Source organism: Caecibacteroides pullorum, assembly GCF_019239235.1.
GTDB classification, from domain to species: domain Bacteria; phylum Bacteroidota; class Bacteroidia; order Bacteroidales; family Bacteroidaceae; genus Bacteroides; species Bacteroides pullorum.
Genome location: NZ_JAAZTS010000002.1, coordinates 84,269 through 102,201, shown reverse-complemented (window position 1 = coordinate 102,201; position 17,933 = coordinate 84,269). Strand labels below are relative to the sequence as shown.

17 protein-coding genes, 1 tRNA gene and 2 pseudogenes are annotated in these 17,933 nt (G+C 46.6%); 7 read left to right on the top strand and 13 right to left on the bottom strand.

Features of this window, described 5'->3' with window-relative positions:
- The first annotated feature begins 506 nt into the window (after nucleotides 1-506).
- A complete protein-coding gene (locus HF894_RS02305) occupies nucleotides 507-941 on the top strand; it encodes an FtsZ/tubulin family protein (protein ID WP_204970949.1) in 435 nt (144 codons plus the stop codon).
- Between the two features lie 13 nt (nucleotides 942-954).
- On the opposite strand, the pseudogene HF894_RS15085 reads toward HF894_RS02305, so the two are convergent.
- From HF894_RS15085 to HF894_RS02295, 3 genes and pseudogenes are all read right to left on the bottom strand, one after another.
- Nucleotides 955-1,107: pseudogene (locus HF894_RS15085) on the bottom strand (IS982 family transposase); the annotation flags it as partial.
- 373 nt (nucleotides 1,108-1,480) lie between these two features.
- A pseudogene (locus HF894_RS02300) lies at nucleotides 1,481-2,701 on the bottom strand (IS256 family transposase).
- A 248-nt stretch (nucleotides 2,702-2,949) separates the two neighbouring features.
- Nucleotides 2,950-3,870 carry an aldo/keto reductase gene (locus HF894_RS02295; protein ID WP_394369813.1) on the bottom strand — a complete coding sequence of 307 codons (921 nt, stop codon included), beginning with the start codon at nucleotides 3,868-3,870 and terminating at the stop codon, nucleotides 2,950-2,952.
- 373 nt (nucleotides 3,871-4,243) lie between these two features.
- On the opposite strand from HF894_RS02295, the gene HF894_RS02290 reads away from it, so the two are divergent.
- Nucleotides 4,244-5,149, top strand: coding sequence for a helix-turn-helix domain-containing protein (locus HF894_RS02290; protein ID WP_204970947.1), 906 nt, complete (start codon nucleotides 4,244-4,246; stop codon nucleotides 5,147-5,149).
- Nucleotides 5,150-5,153: 4 nt separating this feature from the next.
- Nucleotides 5,154-6,323, top strand: a complete 1,170-nt coding sequence (locus HF894_RS02285) for a serine hydrolase domain-containing protein (RefSeq protein WP_204970946.1) — start codon at nucleotides 5,154-5,156, stop codon at nucleotides 6,321-6,323.
- Here the strand turns inward: HF894_RS02285 and HF894_RS02280 are convergent.
- The 7 genes from HF894_RS02280 to HF894_RS02250 all read right to left on the bottom strand — a co-directional run bounded on the left by HF894_RS02280 (nucleotide 6,308) and on the right by HF894_RS02250 (nucleotide 11,183).
- Nucleotides 6,308-7,099 carry a UDP-2,3-diacylglucosamine diphosphatase gene (locus HF894_RS02280; protein ID WP_204971120.1) on the bottom strand — a complete coding sequence of 264 codons (792 nt, stop codon included), beginning with the start codon at nucleotides 7,097-7,099 and terminating at the stop codon, nucleotides 6,308-6,310. The two genes, HF894_RS02285 and HF894_RS02280, sit on opposite strands and share 16 nt — an antisense overlap.
- Before the next feature lie 158 nt (nucleotides 7,100-7,257).
- Nucleotides 7,258-7,716 (bottom strand): DUF4293 domain-containing protein, encoded by a 459-nt coding sequence (locus HF894_RS02275; RefSeq protein WP_204970945.1) that lies wholly within the window; start codon nucleotides 7,714-7,716, stop codon nucleotides 7,258-7,260.
- Nucleotides 7,716-8,051 carry a DNA-directed RNA polymerase subunit omega gene (locus tag HF894_RS02270; protein WP_021847261.1) on the bottom strand — a complete coding sequence of 112 codons (336 nt, stop codon included), beginning with the start codon at nucleotides 8,049-8,051 and terminating at the stop codon, nucleotides 7,716-7,718. Before HF894_RS02270 ends, HF894_RS02275 begins: the two co-directional genes overlap by 1 nt.
- 35 nt (nucleotides 8,052-8,086) lie before the next feature.
- Complete coding sequence (locus HF894_RS02265; RefSeq protein ID WP_021847260.1) at nucleotides 8,087-8,923, bottom strand: outer membrane protein assembly factor BamD; 837 nt, start codon at nucleotides 8,921-8,923, stop codon at nucleotides 8,087-8,089.
- Between the two features lie 161 nt (nucleotides 8,924-9,084).
- Nucleotides 9,085-9,510 (bottom strand): amino acid-binding protein, encoded by a 426-nt coding sequence (locus HF894_RS02260; RefSeq protein ID WP_075317084.1) that lies wholly within the window; start codon nucleotides 9,508-9,510, stop codon nucleotides 9,085-9,087.
- Nucleotides 9,511-9,521: 11 nt separating this feature from the next.
- Nucleotides 9,522-10,838, bottom strand: coding sequence for a phenylacetate--CoA ligase family protein (locus HF894_RS02255; protein WP_204970944.1), 1,317 nt, complete (start codon nucleotides 10,836-10,838; stop codon nucleotides 9,522-9,524).
- A gap of 272 nt (nucleotides 10,839-11,110) precedes the next feature.
- Nucleotides 11,111-11,183 (bottom strand) — tRNA-Gly (locus tag HF894_RS02250).
- A gap of 134 nt (nucleotides 11,184-11,317) precedes the next feature.
- On the opposite strand from HF894_RS02250, the gene cobU reads away from it, so the two are divergent.
- The 4 genes from cobU to cobC are packed head-to-tail and all read left to right on the top strand — an operon-like array spanning nucleotide 11,318 to nucleotide 14,161.
- Nucleotides 11,318-11,827, top strand: coding sequence for a bifunctional adenosylcobinamide kinase/adenosylcobinamide-phosphate guanylyltransferase (cobU, locus tag HF894_RS02245; RefSeq protein WP_204970943.1), 510 nt, complete (start codon nucleotides 11,318-11,320; stop codon nucleotides 11,825-11,827).
- A 19-nt stretch (nucleotides 11,828-11,846) separates the two neighbouring features.
- Nucleotides 11,847-12,884, top strand: a complete 1,038-nt coding sequence (cobT, locus tag HF894_RS02240) for a nicotinate-nucleotide--dimethylbenzimidazole phosphoribosyltransferase (RefSeq protein ID WP_204970942.1) — start codon at nucleotides 11,847-11,849, stop codon at nucleotides 12,882-12,884.
- Between the two features lie 3 nt (nucleotides 12,885-12,887).
- Nucleotides 12,888-13,634 carry an adenosylcobinamide-GDP ribazoletransferase gene (gene cobS / locus HF894_RS02235; RefSeq protein ID WP_204970941.1) on the top strand — a complete coding sequence of 249 codons (747 nt, stop codon included), beginning with the start codon at nucleotides 12,888-12,890 and terminating at the stop codon, nucleotides 13,632-13,634.
- Nucleotides 13,619-14,161 carry an alpha-ribazole phosphatase gene (gene cobC / locus HF894_RS02230; protein WP_204970940.1) on the top strand — a complete coding sequence of 181 codons (543 nt, stop codon included), beginning with the start codon at nucleotides 13,619-13,621 and terminating at the stop codon, nucleotides 14,159-14,161. The genes cobS and cobC overlap by 16 nt, the downstream gene beginning before the upstream one ends.
- A gap of 10 nt (nucleotides 14,162-14,171) precedes the next feature.
- Here the strand turns inward: cobC and cbiB are convergent, their stop codons facing one another.
- From cbiB to HF894_RS02215, 3 genes are all read right to left on the bottom strand, one after another.
- Complete coding sequence (cbiB, locus tag HF894_RS02225; protein ID WP_204971119.1) at nucleotides 14,172-15,098, bottom strand: adenosylcobinamide-phosphate synthase CbiB; 927 nt, start codon at nucleotides 15,096-15,098, stop codon at nucleotides 14,172-14,174.
- A gap of 69 nt (nucleotides 15,099-15,167) precedes the next feature.
- On the bottom strand, nucleotides 15,168-16,220 hold the full coding sequence (locus HF894_RS02220) for a threonine-phosphate decarboxylase (RefSeq protein WP_204970939.1): 1,053 nt from the start codon (nucleotides 16,218-16,220) through the stop codon (nucleotides 15,168-15,170).
- Nucleotides 16,213-17,712 (bottom strand): cobyric acid synthase, encoded by a 1,500-nt coding sequence (locus HF894_RS02215; RefSeq protein ID WP_204970938.1) that lies wholly within the window; start codon nucleotides 17,710-17,712, stop codon nucleotides 16,213-16,215. Before HF894_RS02215 ends, HF894_RS02220 begins: the two co-directional genes overlap by 8 nt.
- Between the last annotated feature and the right edge of the window lie 221 nt (nucleotides 17,713-17,933).

The window sequence follows — 17,933 nt, the reverse complement described above, 5'->3', positions numbered from 1 at the left end:
GTCTGTGGGAGATAAGTGAAGAGGTGCCACTTGACTCTAGTAAGGTTATGCTTTCAGCCGGTACTACTGACAAACAAGTAAAACGCAGGTTGCCAAGGTCTTTTAAAGAAAAAGAGACTGTTCAAGCAGAAAAAGTTCTTTTTAAATGGTTTTATGTAATCAACAATGATATAATTACAACATTTTTAGTAGTAAATCAGTAGATAATGAGATTTTTACGCAGTATATTAGCGCATCCGGATATTTCTGGATTTTCAGTATTTCAACGTGCTGTTGTTTATGTATTAGCATTTCTGACGTTTCTGTTACTGCCTGTTTATTATATTTTAAAGAATAGAAAACATTAAAGAAATATGTATATGGAGGATAATGATTGGGAATAGCCATTTGATTTTCGATTAAACAAAACGTTCGTTTCGATAATTGGTATTGATGGTGGAGCTGGCAGAATAGTAAACCAAATGCAGGCTTATGGGTTACCCGATACAGAATTAAGTGTGTTTGGTATGAACAGTAAAGAGATGGAGAAGCTATCATTACCACATAAATACCTGATAGGAGCTGACGGACCAGGCAGTGGGAAGAATAGAGACATTGCAGAATATGAGTACCAGAAAATATTGCCATGTCTGGAGAAAATTCTTATCGGTAAAATCCTATCTTGTTTTATTGTATGTCTTGGAGGATGTACAGGAAATAGCTGTATAAAAACTTTCCTACAGAAAGCTGTTGATATGAAAATAAAGATAAAATTACTAGTTGTCACATTACCTCACCTATCCGAGGGAATGGAGAAGAGAGAAAAAGCTTTACGGATTATTGATAAAACAAAAAAATTAACTGATGGGATTTTTGTTGTGGACAATGATGTTTTACCTTGCAACAATATTTCAAATTTACATGGTGAAGCTGACAGAAAAGTGATTAGTATTATAACGTGAGTTCGACATAAAATCAAAAGATAGCAAGTTGTCCGTCATTGACAAAATTTACGTCAATGGCGGGCTTCTTTTCGAAAAAACAGTATGCCGCGATAGCCGACAAGGAGTTGGCTATAAAGTTATTGAATGAACGATGCCTTGAGTATTCAATCTGTGCTATGTTCTTCGGCACTATAAAATATTTTGTGTAAATGGAAATACGGGATTCAGAAATGAGTCTCGTATTTTTTATTTTATACATTTGCAAAATGAAGAAGATAATGAAAGAAAAGAATCAAGTAGTGCTTGGTGAGGTATTAAGTAAAGAGTATATTAGTCAGTTTAAGGCAGAAACCGATGTAAGCAAGTGTCTGAAACAATTATATGCCTAGGTATTAGAGAAAATGCTTGAAAGTGAAATGGAAAGATAACCAAGATGATCTAACTATTTTCTTATAGTTCCCATTGAAAACCAGAACGGGAAAGTCAGAAAGTGCACGAAATCGACACTGTCCAAAATTCTGTGTAAATGGAAACAGGATTCAGCTGTAAGTTTGTCCTTATATCTGGATTCTGTTTTCAAAAATAAGCATAAATTGATTCATAATCAAACCCCAGTTATGAATAGGCTGTGTCCTTTTCTTCTCAATCTCCATAAGTGAAAGATATACGGTCTTTTTTACAGCATCATCCGAAGGGAATGAAAGCTTTGATTTTGTGTACTTTCTGATTTTTCCGTTCAGGTTTTCAATGAGATTTGTAGTATAGATTATTTTTCTGATTTCCTGCGGAAACTGGAAGAAAAGAGTCAAATCATCCCAGTTGTTTCTCCATGAAAGTATAGCATAAGGATACTTTCCTCCCCATTTCTTTTCCAGATTGTCAAGTTCTGTGGCTGCAACCTCTTTGTTGGGTGCATTATAGATATTCTTCATATCCGCCGTAAACTCTTTCTTGTCCTTATGAACGACATATTTACAGGAGTTTCTGATCTGATGCACCACACAGATTTGGGTGGATGACTGAGGGAATACAGTACGGATGGTATCCGTAAATCCATTCAGGTTGTCGGTACAGGTAATCAGTATATCCTGCACCCCACGGGCCTTTAAATCGGTCAGGACACCCATCCAGAAAGAAGAACTTTCCGATTAGCCAACCCACATGCCAAGGACTTCCTTCAGGCCGTTCTGTTTCAGTCCGACACAAAGGTAAACGGTCTTGTTTATGATCTTGCCGTTATCCCGTACCTTGAAGACGATACCGTCCATCCATGCTATCAGATAAACAGGATCCAAAGGATGGCTCTGCCACTCCTGGGCAGCCTGGTTTACCTTGTTTGTAATGATAGAAATAGCCGACGTAGAGAGCTCTATTTCATAAATCTCACGCATCTCTTCTTCTATATCAGAAACACTCATTCCTTTGGCATATAGGGAGATAACAAGCTTTTCTATCGAAAGTCCACGACTTTCATGTTTGGGCACGGCTATTGGATCAAATTGGCCGTTACGATCACGGGGTATAGAGATGACAGCTTCTCCATGTTCGGTCTGGATTTTCTTTGGATAACTGCCATTTCTGGAGTTACCTGTGTTATTTCCTGCCACAGAATTCTTTTCATACCCCAAATGGGCATCCATTTCGCCTTCAAGCATCTTTTCCAATACTTGGGCATGCAACTGCTTCAGGAACTTGCTTACATCGGCTTCTGTCTTGAACTGGCTAAGGAATTCTTTGCTTAATACTTCATCGGGCACTACTTGGTTCTTTTCTTTCATAATCTTCTTCATTTTGCAAATGTATAAAATAAAAAATACGAGACTCATTTCTGAATCCCGTATTTCCATTTACACAAAATATTTTATAGTGCCTGTAAGTTTGTTCTTTTGGACAGTATCAAAAATTGATACTGTAATAACTCATTCAGCTCCAGATTTTTGTTCTTCACTTACAAAAGGAATACTCCGAATCCCTGCATCGGCATCTGTACACCATTATTCAATGTTACATAATCCATCGTTTATTTTCATTTATCAATTTGACTTTCAGTAAACGGATCGGCACGATGCCCCATCAGATCAATTTGGGCATATTCCTTATCGAATTCCTCCATTTCCCAAGCCGACAGACGAATGATTCCTGCACCAAGAAAGTCATCCAAATGATCGGGATGGGTCGTGCCTGGTATCGGAACAATCCATGCCTTGCGCGAAAGCATCCATACAAGTGCAAACTGGGCAGGCGTCAACCCTTTTCGTTGCGCCCATTTACGGACAAGTTCCACAAGTGGCATATTATGTTTCAAAGCCTCGGGAGTAAACCGTGGTAAATTCCAACGTCGGTCACCCTGTTTGAAACGACTGTTTTCATCAATCACACCAGTAAGAAATGCACGTCCCAACGGACAATAGGGAACAAAACCGATGCCTAATTCTTCGAGCGTCGGAAATATCTTCGTTTCCGGTTCGCGCCACCAAATAGCATATTCACTCTGTACAGCCGAAACAGGACAGATTGCATGAGCACGACGGATAGAAGAAGCACTCGCTTCTGATAGTCCCCAATGCAGAACTTTTCCTTCTTGTATCAAAGCTTTTACCACATCTGCAACTTCTTCCATCGGCACATCCGGATCGACACGATGCTGATACAAGAGATCGATATGGTCAGTACGCAAACGTTTTAACGATCCTTCCACTGCACGGCGGACATGATCGGGACGACTGTTCAGAGCAGTCGGCTGCTTTTCTTCAACACCGAATCCGAACTTTGTAGCTATTTTCACTTTCTCCCGAAATGGAGCAAGTGCCTCACCAACCCACTCTTCACTGGTATAAGGCCCATACACTTCTGCCGTATCGAAAAACGTGACCCCTTTGTCATATGCACGACGTATCAAGGCTATCATATCACGTTTTTCATACCTCCCGCCATAATAGCCGACCATTGGCAGGCAGCCAAGCCCAATAGCGGAAACATTCAAACTCCTCAACTTTCTATATTCTATACTGTTACCCAACGGATGCCCACCGTCTGAATGTCCGTTTATAGACTTTGACGAAGATTGTGCAAAGGCATTGGACAGTCCCATCCATTCTCCAGCAGCCAACAGAGCCGACATGGATGTCATTCTCAGAAAATCTCTTCTTTCCATAATTATACATCACTATTTATGACACAAAAATAGAAAGCACTTACAAGACCAAAGTGACGATAAGTGGGATGTTTGTATTCATTTTACTGATATAAATCAATTTATACTCCTCTTCTAACTGGAAATTCTTATCTTTGTAATTGAACATCAAATTTGTATAGACTTCATGAGCAAAATATTGAAAGTAAAAAATGTAAGTGATTACAGCTGCTATGTCGGAGCTACAGACTTTCATCCATGGGTCAACGTTATCGATTTTGCGGAAGTATCGCCTGTACGCCATTGTCTGAACAACTATGGAGTTTATGGCATATTCTTGCACGACGAATCAGAAATAGACTTGGCATACGGCCGCGGAAAATACGATTATCATAAAGGAACACTCATTTGTGTGGCCCCTGGTCAAATTGGAGGCAAAGAAGACAACGGAGAAGAGGTTTATCTGACAGGATGGGCATTACTATTTCATCCTGATCTGTTACACGGAACTCATTTGGAAAAGGAAATCAAAGAATATTCGTTTTTCGACTATCGCATCAACGAGGCTCTGCACATGACTGACGAAGAGCGAAATTTATTCATTTCGCTGATGCGGCAAACCCGTAAGGAAATCGAGCGCAAGCATGATGCCGTTCAAAATGCGATTATTGTGGAATACATAGGCCTGATGCTAAATTTCTGCCAACGGTTCTATAACCGTCAGTTTATGACCCGTGAACCGGAAAACTCTGATGTACTCATGAAATTTAATAACTTATTGCGGAATTATTTCGATGAGAACCAACAACTATCACTCGGTTTGCCCACTGTCCAGTATTTCGCAGACAAGCTTTGCATGTCGTCCAACTATTTCGGTGATCTCATAAAAAAGACAACCGGAGATACAGCAAGCAATTATATCCGTCAGTACATTGTTCAAGAAGCCAAGAACCAACTCGCCAGTGGAACAGGTGTTGCCCAAGTAGCATACAGCTTGGGATTTGAATATTCCCAGCACTTGAGCCGCATGTTCAAGAAGCAAACAGGAATGACACCGTCGGAATATTGCTTGAGTATCCAAAACAAAAAGTAAGCCTATGAAAACGAAGAAAAAAAACATCTTTCGCGTGCTCATCGCTTTGGCAGTAGTGATAGTTGTTGTTTATGCCTCCCTGCCCTACTACGCCCGTCAGGCGCTCATCCACTGGATGCCTGTCATTGATGATCTGGAAACCTTCCACCGTCACACGGTACACCACAATCCCGATGATGTATGGCACTGGCCCCTCGCTGCCGACTATAACCGCTATCAACTGACAGAGAATGATGCACACTATCTGGACAGCCTGCACACCGTGTCCTTTCTCGTCATCCATCGTGACAGCATCGTCTTCGAAAGTTATCGCGACGGATGGAACGACACGCTGACCTCGAACATCTACTCTGCCACGAAAACTATCGTAGGACTACTGGCAGGCATTGCACTTGATGAAGGAAAGATACACAGTTTGGACGATCCCGTATCACGCTACATACCGTCCTATACCCAAGGAATGCAGGCCGATGTCACCCTGCGCCACCTGCTCACCATGAGCGGCGGCATGGCGTGGGATGAGGCGTATGCTTCGCTCTTCTCCGTCACCACACACGGTTATTACGGTAACGACCTTTACGATCTGGTAACCGGTTTGGATGTAGTTGACCAGCCCGGCATACAATATTCCTACCGCAGCGGCGAAACGCAACTGCTGGCTTTCATCATCGAAGCCGCCACTGGGCAGACGCTAAGCGAATATGCTGAAGAGAAATTATGGAAACCCATGCAGGCCGAACGCGATGCCTACTGGCTGTTGGACAAAAAAGACGGTGACGAGAAGGCCTTCTGCTGCTTCCACACCACTGCACGCGACGTGGCCCGCTTTGCCCACCTTCTGCTTCACCGCGGCAACTGGCACGGACGCCAACTGATATCCGAAGCCTATATGGACGAACTGATGCGCCCTGCCTCGTACTTGAAAGACCAATGGGGTAAAGATACGCTCAGCTATTATGGTTTCCAGACGTGGATCATGGATTATCACGGTATGCGCTGCCCTTACCTGCGCGGCATGTTGGGACAGTACATCATCGCCATCCCCGAGATGAATGCCATCGTCGTACGTCTGGGACGCAAACGCTGTGATGTTTATAACCGCGAAATAACGACCGACATCACACGGTATATGAATATCGCAATGAAGATACTTAAAAATCAAGAGGCAATCTGACGAACCGGATTCTCGGTTTGCTCTATCTGCAACTCTCCGTAGCGGATAACTGTCCAGTTACCGTCTTCATCTTCAGCCAAAGCCGACATTGTCTCCACCCAGTCGCCCGAGTTGAGGTAATGGATGTCATTGTACCACGTATCGGCCGGATGATGGATATGACCACATATCACGCCGTCGCACTTGCGGGCACGGGCAAACTTCACCAATTCCTGTTCAAAGTCGGAAATATAGGAAACTGCTGTTTTTACCTTCTGCTTGATAGCCTGCGAGAGTGAATAGTAAGGCAAGCCGTGGCGCATACGGTAGTTGTTGTAGATTTTGTTGAGCCAAAGCAGGAAGGTGTAACCCCAATCGCCTAGCTGCGCCAACCACTTCATGTTCGTGGTCACTGTATCGAAAATGTCACCGTGGGTCACGTAGTAGCGCTTGCCGTGGGTCTCGTGAATAAAGTCCTTCACAATGCGAATATTGTAAAAGGTAAAGGGCACCAGACTGTCCAAAAAATCATCGTGATTGCCCCGCACGTAAATGACCTCCGTACCCTGTTTCTCCATCATCTTCATGAGAACCTTGAAGAAGTCTGTGTGACGGGCCTGCCACTTGCGGGTACCTCCCTTACGCAAAGCCCATCCGTCGATAATGTCTCCGTCTAATATCAGGCGACGGCAGTTCACCGATTTCAGGAAATTGGTCACTTCGGTTGTCTTGGAATGTGATGTCCCCAGATGGATGTCGGACAGCACAATGGTAGAATAGAATGTACGTAGACGCATCATTGTTCAGTGTGTTGTTTTTCTGTCACAAAGATGCACACTGTGTATGTCAAACGTATGTAGTTGAGGTTACAATCGTGTAAATAAACGGAAAACAAAAAAGAGGGTAATCCACGCTGGAACACCCTCTTCTCTCTATACTAGTTTACCGGATTACTTTATCGCAATCTGTCGGCAGCTTTCACTTTCACTTCATCACTAAAAATAGCACGGAAAGCCAGATAATTCAAAATAATGCAGACTGCAGGCAGACACAATGCCCATCCCAGCTGAAAGCTGTCAACACCTAATTTGCCCTTCAGCATGTACCAGAACACAGCTGCGACAATGTAATAACCGATCAGCAGCAAACTGTTGAATATGGTCATACGTACCTGCAACATACGATTACGGAACAGAAAAATAGTTCCCAATGCTACAATGGCACACAGCAACAAAATGCCGAACATACCCCATGTAGACTGAAAACTTCCGTCAGCCAAAGTCACTCCCAGCGGCTTGAATACCGATGCGTTCACTCCATCTGCTGCAATGAACGAACCTACCGGCTGACACATGGTGACAACCAGCAAGATGGTGACTACCAACAGATAAACAGATTGAATACGCTGTATCATTACTGCAGTTTTTCTTTTTCTTTTGCCGGATTGCGGTAGTATACCTTGCCTTCGATATATTCCTGAGTAGCAATCAACGTCGGTTTCGGCAGTTTCTCATAATAGCGTGAAATCTCTATCTGCTCACGATTTTCAAATACTTCTTCCAAGTTGTCATTATAGGATGCGAACTCGGCCAGTTTCTTGGACAAATCATTTTTGATTTCCACACTGATTTGATTGGAACGCTTTCCGATAATGGCCACTGTTTCATAAATGTTGCCGGTATCTTCACACAGTTCCATCAAGTCGCGTGTCACGGTAGTTACCGGAGCATTGGTTTTTCTGTAATCCATAATTTTTACCTTATATTATAAATTAAGTTTTTCGGTTATTCAGTTACTTCTTCTTCAGTGCTTCCTTCACCCAATTCTGCCTGAGACTTGCTAAAAATCCGTTCGGCTTCCTTCAGGTACTTGCTTTCAGGAAATTCATTTTTGAAGGCGTAATATTCGTCCACAGCCTCACGATAGCGCTCTTGCTTTCTTTCTTCCACGCTGTATACAGCCAGTTCGTATTTGGCTCTCAGAATCAGGATCGACAAGTCTTCACGCAAATTAGTATAAGGATAATCTTTCAGGGCATTTTGTGCCGTGATGACACATGACTGGTAGTTATTGCCCATATAATTGCCCAAGTTGTAATACAATTTGGCCGACAAGTATTCTTTCATAACCAGCTTGTCCTGCAACTCGAAAATCATTTGCTGGGCTTCCTGATGCTTGGCGCTTTGCGGATAGTATTCCATAAACATCTGAAGCTCGTCAATTGCTTTGTAAGTGCTCGACTGATCCAGACGGGGTTCCGGAGTATCCAGGAAGAGGGCCTTACCTGCATGGAAACGGGAGAGTTCGGTATATGTACCTCGCGGATAAACCTGATAATACTGAATAAAGGTTTGTGCGGCAGTCTGATAATCCTGCTCATTATAATAGCACATACCCAGCATATAAAGCGATTCTTCCGCCTTATCCGTTCCCTTCAGAATGGCAATCAACTCATTCAGCAAAGTGGCGGCACGGTTATATTGTCCTTTGGCAAAATAGGACTTGGCAGCTTCATATTTGTACTCATAATCCGTACTTTTCAGCAGTTTATTATACTCACCACACGATGTCAATCCCAGCGCTGCTGCCAGCAAAGCTACAATAAAGATATTCTTTTTCATTCGGTTATTCGCAAATATTGCGCAAAGATAGAGCTTCGCACTGAATAAAACAACGATACGAAGCTTAATTTTTCAAAAACATAAAGGCAGAAACGGCCAGCGGTAGGCAATCATCCCCGAGGGATGCTATCCCCCACCGCCAACCGTCAATCGCCAATGGATCAAAGTTTATACAAATCGTTTGCTGCCAGCAGCTCTACACGACGCTCTTTCAGCACACGCAGGCAGTTCTCCATGTCGCTGGGACGTATTACCACATTGGCATGATCTCCGTTGGCAAACGAATACATATATTCGATGAACACTCCTTCGTCCGACAGATACTGGAGCACTTTGGCCAATGCTCCCGGAATGTTAGGACAAGAAATACCTACCACGTCATTCACATTTACGGCAAAATGGTTTTCCTTCAACAGCTGATAAGCTTTCTCCGGCTCAGAAACCACTCCTCTCAGAATACCGAAATCGGCCGTTTCTGCGATACACAGGGCGGAGAGGTTGATACCACCTTCAGCCAATACCCGGGTCACCTCCGTAAGGCGTCCCGACTTATTCTCCAAAAAAATTGATAATTGTTTTGCAATCATAGCGATATAATTTATCTTTCAAATTTTCTCTTGTCTACTACACGTTTTGCCTTACCCGTACTACGCTCGATACTGCGCGGTTCCACCAGCTTCACGTCTACACTCAAGCCCAATACACTTTGCAGACGGGCTGTCAGACGCTTCTTCATATCCATCATCTTCTTGATTTCGTCCGAATAGAATTCCGGTCTTACCTCCACTTGCAGCTCCATCGTATCCGTATTATTTACACGGTCTACAATCAGCTGATAATGCGGTTCGAATTCCGGCATCTCCAGCATGACAGACTCGATCTGTGTCGGGAATACGTTCACACCACGGATAATCAGCATGTCGTCGCTGCGTCCCAGGATGCGGTCCATGCGCACCAGTGTACGTCCGCAAGCACATTTTTCATAATGCAGAGCCGTCAGGTCTTTCGTCCGGTAGCGCAACAGAGGCATTCCTTCCTTTGTCAGATGCGTAAACACCAGTTCGCCCGTTTCACCGGGTGCCACAGGTTCCAGTGTTTTCGGATCTACGATTTCCGGGAAATAATGGTCTTCATTCAGGTGCGTACCGTGCTGGCATTCACATTCATAGCCTACGCCCGGACCAGCCACTTCGCTCAGCCCATAGATGTCATAAGCCTTGATACCCAGCTTGGCTTCGATATCATGACGCATCTGTTCCGTCCACGGCTCCGCACCGAAAGCTCCTGCTCTCAGCTTAAACTCTTCACGGGGCAATCCCGAATCACGGATGGCATCCGCCAGATACAGTGCATACGACGGTGTACAACACAGCATCGTAGCGCCAAAATCATGCATCAGCGTAATCTGTTTTTCCGTATTTCCACTGGACATCGGTATCACAGATGCCCCGATATTCTCGGCACCGGCATGAGCGCCCAGCCCGCCCGTAAAAAGTCCATATCCATAAGATATCTGGAAGACGTCCGAACAGTCTGCGCCATAAGCCGTAAAAGCTCGCGACAGACATTCGGCCCACACCGACAAATCTTTGCGCGTGTAGCCCACCACCGTCGGTTTACCTGTAGTGCCCGACGAGGCGTGGATGCGTACAATCTGACTCATAGGCACGGCACAAAGTCCGAAAGGATAATTATCCCTCAGATCATATTTCGTGGTGAAGGGCAGCTTCACGATGTCGTCTATACTGTTGATGTCGTCGGGAGTGATGTCCAGTTCCTGCATTTTCTTGCGGTAGAAAGGCGTGTCGTGGTACACCCGCTCTACCGTTTTCTTCAGCCGAATCCCCTGCAATCTCCGCATGCTCTCCCGATCCATGCATTCGATGCTTTCATTCCAAATTTTGTTGTTTTTCATAATGTCTTTCACGTTGTTTAGTGCATTTCCCGCAAAATAAATAAAATGTTTCCTATTCCACAAGTTTTCTGTCAAAAAGAAAAAGGGCACCCCTCTGTTTTCATGGATCATCCGAACTGCATAGCCCCAAACGGGATGTCTGTGTTCATCAAGCTGACAGTTAGACTCATCAAATTAAGGTCTGGACACGTAATTGTCCATGTTAGAAAAGCAATAGTAGAAAACAAAAAAATCAGAGACTTACATCACGTAAACCTCTGATTATCAATATGAGCGGCAAGCGGGACTCGAACCCGTGACCCTCAGCTTGGGAAGCTGATGCTCTACCAACTGAGCTACTGCCGCCTGTCGAAGTATTTTTGTCTTTACAAACAGAACTTTTCGCAAAGCGGGGACAAAGATAAATACTTTTTTGAGAAATACAACTATGAAATCAGCAAAATCTTGTATTTTTGTTTCCCGTTAGAAAAATAAAACCTATGAAACGGATTATATTAATCACAGGAGGAGCACGTTCCGGCAAAAGCAGCTATGCGGAAAAAAGAGCCTTAACCCTCTCTCCCAACCCGGTTTACATGGCGACAGCACGCATCTGGGACGAAGAGTTCAGACAACGTGTCCTGCGCCATCAGGAACGAAGAGGCCCTGAATGGACCAACATCGAAGAGGAAAAGGTACTGAGCCAACACCAACTGGACGGACGGGTAGTCCTGATAGACTGTGTGACCTTATGGTGTACCAACTTCTTTTTCGACCTGAATGCAGACGTAGACCAAACGTTGAAAGCCGTCCGCGAGGAATTCGACCGCTTTACACACCAGGATGCCATCTTTCTGTTTGTCACCAACGAAATAGGCTGTGGAGCAACCTCCGAAAACGAAATACAACGCAAGTTTACTGATCTTCAGGGGTGGGTGAACCAGTATATCGCCTCACAGGCCGACGAAGTCATCCTTATGGTGGCAGGCATACCCATGAAAGTAAAATAACAAAAACAGAGATAAAAGCATGAAAACATTTCATATTGAAAAACCGGACGAAAACCTGCGTCCATCCATTATAGACAAGATTAACAACCTGACCAAACCGAAAGGCTCGCTGGGAAGGCTGGAAGAAATAGCCCTGCAAATTTCCCTGATTCAACAAACCTTGACTCCGGCACTGCACAAGCCGCAGAACATCATCTTTGCCGCCGACCACGGAATTGTAGACGAAGGTGTAAGTCTGTCACCGAAAGAAGTGACCTGGCAACAACTGAGCAATTTCCTCCATGGAGGAGCCGGCGTCAACTTCCTCTGCCGCCAACATGGTTTCGAACTGAAAATCGTAGACGCCGGCGTGGACTATGACCTGCCCTACGAGAAAGGCATCATCGACATGAAAGTACGCCGTGGTACCCGCAACTATCTGTACGAAGCTGCCATGACGCAGGAAGAGATGGAACTCTGCATCGAACGCGGTGCCGAAGTGGTACGCCGATGCCACGAAGAAGGAAGCAACGTGCTGAGCTTCGGAGAAATGGGAATAGGAAACACTTCGTCCTCGTCACTGTGGATGACCTATTTCACGGGAATTCCCCTGGAGCAGTGTGTAGGTGCTGGTAGCGGACTGAACCAGCAAGGCATCCGCCATAAATACGAAGTACTGAAAAGAAGCATGGAAAACTACAACGGAGACGGATCGGCCACCGACATCATCCGCTACTTCGGTGGACTGGAAATGGTGATGGCTGTAGGAGCCATGCTCCAGGCTGCCGAACTGAAAATGCTGATACTGGTAGACGGATTTATCATGACCAACTGCATGCTGGCTGCCATGCAGCTCTGTCCGGCTGTGAAAGATTATGCCATCTTCGGACATTGCGGCGACGAAAGCGGACATAAACTGATACTGGAGTACATGCAAGCCAAACCGCTGATAAACCTAGGATTGAGGCTTGGAGAGGGAACCGGTGCCATTTGTGCCTATCCCTTGGTCGACTCAGCCGTACGAATGATTAACGAGATGGATAACTTTGCGCATGCTTCCATTACCAAATACTTTTAAGCGATGAATTTTCTGGCTGCTCTTATATTCTTTACGAGGCTTCCCTTCTGGAAAATCAGGGAAGTACCCGCCGAATGCTTCAAGCATGTAGTACCTTACTGGCCGCTTGTGGGCTGGCTGACGGGGGGCATCATGGCCGGAGTACTTTGGCTCGCCGCTCAAGTACTTCCCTTGCCTGTGGCCTGGCTGCTGGCCATTCTGTCGCGCTTGCTCGTGACGGGATGCCTGCACGAGGACGGACTGGCCGACTTCTTCGACGGCTTCGGCGGAGGAACAACCCGCGAACGCATCCTGGCCATCATGAAGGATTCGCACATCGGGACGTATGGTATCGTGGGTCTGATCTTCTACTTCCTGCTGTTCTGGCAGCTTCCAAGCCGGTTGCCGCTTTCCGTACTGTGCGCACTGGCACTTTGCTGCGACTGCTGGAGCAAGTTCTGTGCCTCGCAAATCATCAACTACCTGCCCTATGCCCGTCCCGAAGCTGAAAGCAAGGCCAAAGTCGTGTATAGCGGCATGAACCGGGGCGAGCTGATTACAGCCTTCGTCAGCGGCATCCTGCCTCTGCTGTTCCTGCTGCCGCTACGCTTGTGGCCGGCTACCGTCGTCCCCATGTTCGTCTGCCTGCTGCTCTGCCGCTTCTTAAAGAAAAAGCTTCAAGGCTACACGGGCGACTGCTGCGGAGCAATGTTTCTGTTATGTGAAATCTCATTTTATCTTTGCGCTGTCATCTTATGGAAATTACTTTAATACGACATACCTCGGTAGACGTACCGCCGGGAGTCTGCTACGGACAGACAGACGTCCCCCTGAAAGACAGTTTCGAACAGGAAGCTGCCATCACCCTGTCTCGCCTGAAGGCTTCCTTACCCGAAGAAGAAAACTTCGATCACGCGTTCACCAGTCCGTTGACCCGTTGCGTACGACTGGCCGATTATTGCGGTTACCCCAACGCCGAACGAGACAAACGGCTCATAGAAATCAACTTCGGAGCCTGGGAAATGAAGCCATTCGACCGAAACGACGATCCCCGCCTTCAGGAATGGTATGCCGACTACCTGAACGTAGCGGCTACAGGAGGCGAATCTTTCGCCATGCAATACGAACGTGTCAGCCGCTTCCTGGATGAGCTGAAGCAGAAACCCTACCGGCGTGTAGCCATCTTTGCCCACGGAGGTGTACTGATCTGTGCACAGATTTACGCAGGCCTCATCACCGCAGAAGAAGCTTTCAGCTCTCTGACGCCCTACGGCGGACTCATCCAAATCACGCTGTAAACCGGAAGTTTTATTGGAGCAATAACTGGATACAGAAAGAAGCAAGTACGAGCAGAATCATCAACCCTTCCGCACGACGGTTGATGCGGATAGCCGTATGCATGTCTTCCGTTGTCAGCGGACGCTCGTTGTTGCCGATGTAAGGTTTCCACACCTCCTCGCCAAAGTAGTTATGAGGACCTCCGAAACGACAGTTCAGGATACCGGCCAAGGCAGATTCCGGATAACCGGAATTGGGACTGGCATGCTGGCTACCGTAACGAGCCACAAACCCCAGCAACGAAAGACGACCGGACACCACAACCATCAAGAAGGCAGTCAGACGGGCAGGAATGAAATTGGCCACATCGTCCAGACGGGCAGCAAAACAGCCGAAACGGCGATAACGTTCGTTGCGATAACCTATCATCGAGTCCAGCGTGTTCACCATTTTATAGGCAAGCATGCCCGGCACGCCCAGTAGCAAATACCAGAATAAGGGGGCCACCACCCCGTCGCTCAAGTTCTCGGCAAGAGTCTCCAAAGCTGCCGTACGCACTTCCTGCGCAGACAGTTCGGACGTGTCGCGTCCCACAATACGTGCCACCTGACGCCGGCCTTCCTCCAGCGAACGGTCTACGGCAAGAAACACCATACGCACTTCGCGCACCAACGTAGTACCTGCCAAGCAATAAAAAATCAGCAGGACTTGTAGTACCATCAGCAACCCTGCCGAAAACAGGGCCGCCTGCTGCAACAGCCATGCTGTCAGCCAATAGACACCCGCTACCAACAAGCAGCTGACCAGCATCCCTTTCAGGAAACGGCCGTTCCCGTGGTTCAACCGATGTTCGAAAAACGCAATCGCTTTCCCAAATGCCACTACCGGATGGGGCATCCACTGAGGATCGCCCAGCCAGCGGTCCAGCAACCATGCCGCCAGCAGCGGCAATGCCATGTAAAAAGCCAGACTAAAGGCTATCAATGTCTGTTCCAATTGAAAATACTGTTTATTCGTTTATCCATCTTATTCCTGAAACCATTCTGCAATGGCATCTACCAGCCGGTCATTTTCTTCGGGTGTCTGGGTGGCAATACGGAAGAAACGCTCGTCCAAGCCTTCGAAATTCGAAGCGTCGCGTATCAGAATGCCATACTTCTCTGCCAAATACTCCTTCAAGGCCGACGCCTTGCCAAAACGCAGGCACACCAACATGAAATGCGTCTGCGTCTCCCATACATCCATCCCTCCCAACGCTTCCAATCGGGCACGCAACCGTTGTGTCTCGTCCAGATAGACCGTCATGTCCAATGAATGGGGCACTCCCTTTTCGGTCAGGAAAAGTCCGGCTTCAATAGCCACGGCATTAACCGACCACGGCATCCGGTTGTTGCGGATACGGCTCAACAGCCCTGCGTTTCCGGTGATATACCCCAACCGCAAACTAGGTACGGCATAGCGTTTAGTCATGGAATGCAACAACAACACATTGGGGAAAGCTACTGCCTCAGCCGCCGAGAACAATGGCTGCAACGTAAAGTATTCATAAGACTGGTCGATAACAAAACACACCTGTGGATTACAGCGTATCAACTCCTCCATCCACGCCTTGTCCGTCACACTACCCGTCGGGTTATTAGGATTACACAACCAAAGCATACGGATGTCCTCGGGCAACCGATAACGTTCGCGTTCCGCAGGCAGGCTGTAGAGCGAAACCGTGGGATGACCATGTATCAGACAAGCATCGGCATATTCCCGAAAAGTAGGCTGCAAAATGGCTGAACGGGTACCCCGAAAAGTCTGAGCCATCAGATAGATGGCTTCGGTAGCCCCATTAGTCACGCATACCTCGTCGGGCTCCAGCTTCAGCTTACGTGCCAGAGCAGCTTCCAGCGTATAGGGCTGAGGTTCGGGATAGGAAGAAAGAGGGCTCAATTCACCGTCTTTCCCCTGTATGAACCTGCATAAATGGTTCTTCAGTTCTGTCAAATCCGTCCGGCTATATACATTCGAACTGAAATTGACCGTTATCGGCCGGGTATATTTATAAGAATCGTCTCCGTGTCCGTCAATCATGTTGTTTTAGTATTTGATAGACAAGCGGCAGATTGACATGTGCACGCACATGGTCGGCCAGCTTGTCGTATTGTTGTTCCTTGAATGCCTGATAATCGAAAGTACTGCGTTCTTTCACCTTGCCGGCAAAAGGCTCGAGCAAGTAGTCGATGAAAGCCGCATTGTCCAGTATGCCATGGATATAAGTCCCCATACAGGTCCGGTCCACCAAGCATCCTTCCTCTTGCCCGTCTTCCAGACGGTTCAGTGGCGTATATGCAGCTCCGTCTACGGGAACAGTAGTTCCCATGTGTATCTCGTAACCACTCAGGTTGCAGTCTCCCGCCGTAACTTCATTGTTCAGGGCAAATCGCACTTGTCGGGTCACTTTCGCACCTGTCATGCGGGTTGTTGTCGGAAGAAGTCCCAAACCAGGCAAACGGTCGATGTCTCCTTCCACATGGTCGGGATCGAGCACCTCCTGCCCCATCATCTGATAACCTCCACAAATACCCATCACCGTCACTCCGTCACGATGGGCACGAATAATAGCCTGTGCCACTCCATTGCGACGCAACTCATACAGATCGTCCAGCGTGCTTTTGGAACCGGGCAACAGAATGATATCCGCCTTGGCTATTTCTTCCGTATTATTGGTGTAAAAGAGGTGGACACGAGGATCGCGCTCCAGCACGTTGAAGTCTGTAAAATTACTGAGATGACGCAACATCACCACGGCAATATTCACCTTACCCTTCGTAGCCTGCATGGATTTGGTAGCAAGGGCCACGCTATCCTCTTCTTCTATATAGATATCTTTATAATAAGGTACCACTCCCAACACCGGAACGCCGCATAGTTCTTCAAGCATTTTCACGCCCGACTCGAACAAACGCAGATCGCCTCGGAATTTATTGATAAGGATTCCCTTAATGCAAGCTCGTTCGTGCGGTCTGAGCAACATAAGTGAACCGTAAACACTGGCAAACACTCCGCCCCGGTCAATGTCGCCCACCAGCACGACTTTCGCTCCGGCATGCAAAGCCATGGGCAAATTCACCAGGTCGCTGTCGCGCAGATTGATTTCAGAAATACTTCCGGCTCCTTCCAGTACAATAGGATTGTAACGTGCCGCCAGACGGTCATAGGCAGCACACACTTCCTTGCGCAACTCCTCACGCCCCTCCTTACGGAAATAATCGTAAGCCGAACGGTTGCCTACCGGACGTCCGTTCAGTACCACCTGCGACGTATGGTCGCTCTGAGGCTTCAGCAGCAGGGGATTCATATCCGTGTGACAGGGAATGCCGGCAGCCTCTGCCTGTACCGCCTGTGCACGGCCTATCTCAAGACCTTCGGGAGTGGCATACGAATTGAGCGCCATGTTCTGCGCCTTGAAGGGAGCGGGCTGATAGCCGTCTTGCCTGAAGATACGGCAGAAAGCAGCAGCCAGAATACTCTTGCCCACATCGCTTCCGGTACCTACCAGCATAAGGGGTTCCAATAATTCCATAGATTTCATTTTTTGCGAACGCAAAGATAGTACAAAGTGGGCAAAAAAAAAAGGCTATCTTCCCAGACAGCCAATCTTTTGTTAACCTTAAATCTAATACTATGAAAAACACATTGCAAAGGTAGCGCATCTTCCCAAACTTCCAAAATATACAGAGAAAAAATGCCTTTTTATAACATGCTTTAAAAGCCTTATTCTCTTATTAACAAAAAAAAGACTAT

Excerpts from the sequence above, each read along its gene's own strand:
- HF894_RS02305 (WP_204970949.1), top strand. The coding sequence starts at position 507 with ATGAACAGTAAAGAGATGGAGAAGCTATCATTACCACATAAATACCTG.
- HF894_RS02255 (WP_204970944.1), bottom strand. The coding sequence starts at position 10,838 with ATGAAAAACAACAAAATTTGGAATGAAAGCATCGAATGCATGGATCGG.
- HF894_RS02260 (WP_075317084.1), bottom strand. The coding sequence starts at position 9,510 with ATGATTGCAAAACAATTATCAATTTTTTTGGAGAATAAGTCGGGACGC.
- HF894_RS02290 (WP_204970947.1), top strand. The coding sequence starts at position 4,244 with ATGAGCAAAATATTGAAAGTAAAAAATGTAAGTGATTACAGCTGCTAT.
- cobC (WP_204970940.1), top strand. The coding sequence starts at position 13,619 with ATGGAAATTACTTTAATACGACATACCTCGGTAGACGTACCGCCGGGA.
- HF894_RS02220 (WP_204970939.1), bottom strand. The coding sequence starts at position 16,220 with ATGATTGACGGACACGGAGACGATTCTTATAAATATACCCGGCCGATA.
- cobT (WP_204970942.1), top strand. The coding sequence starts at position 11,847 with ATGAAAACATTTCATATTGAAAAACCGGACGAAAACCTGCGTCCATCC.
- cbiB (WP_204971119.1), bottom strand. The coding sequence starts at position 15,098 with ATGGCATTGCCGCTGCTGGCGGCATGGTTGCTGGACCGCTGGCTGGGC.
- HF894_RS02295 (WP_394369813.1), bottom strand. The coding sequence starts at position 3,870 with ATGGTCGGCTATTATGGCGGGAGGTATGAAAAACGTGATATGATAGCC.
- HF894_RS02285 (WP_204970946.1), top strand. The coding sequence starts at position 5,154 with ATGAAAACGAAGAAAAAAAACATCTTTCGCGTGCTCATCGCTTTGGCA.
- HF894_RS02275 (WP_204970945.1), bottom strand. The coding sequence starts at position 7,716 with ATGATACAGCGTATTCAATCTGTTTATCTGTTGGTAGTCACCATCTTG.
- HF894_RS02265 (WP_021847260.1), bottom strand. The coding sequence starts at position 8,923 with ATGAAAAAGAATATCTTTATTGTAGCTTTGCTGGCAGCAGCGCTGGGA.
- HF894_RS02270 (WP_021847261.1), bottom strand. The coding sequence starts at position 8,051 with ATGGATTACAGAAAAACCAATGCTCCGGTAACTACCGTGACACGCGAC.
- HF894_RS02280 (WP_204971120.1), bottom strand. The coding sequence starts at position 7,099 with ATGCGTCTACGTACATTCTATTCTACCATTGTGCTGTCCGACATCCAT.
- HF894_RS02215 (WP_204970938.1), bottom strand. The coding sequence starts at position 17,712 with ATGGAATTATTGGAACCCCTTATGCTGGTAGGTACCGGAAGCGATGTG.
- cobU (WP_204970943.1), top strand. The coding sequence starts at position 11,318 with ATGAAACGGATTATATTAATCACAGGAGGAGCACGTTCCGGCAAAAGC.
- cobS (WP_204970941.1), top strand. The coding sequence starts at position 12,888 with ATGAATTTTCTGGCTGCTCTTATATTCTTTACGAGGCTTCCCTTCTGG.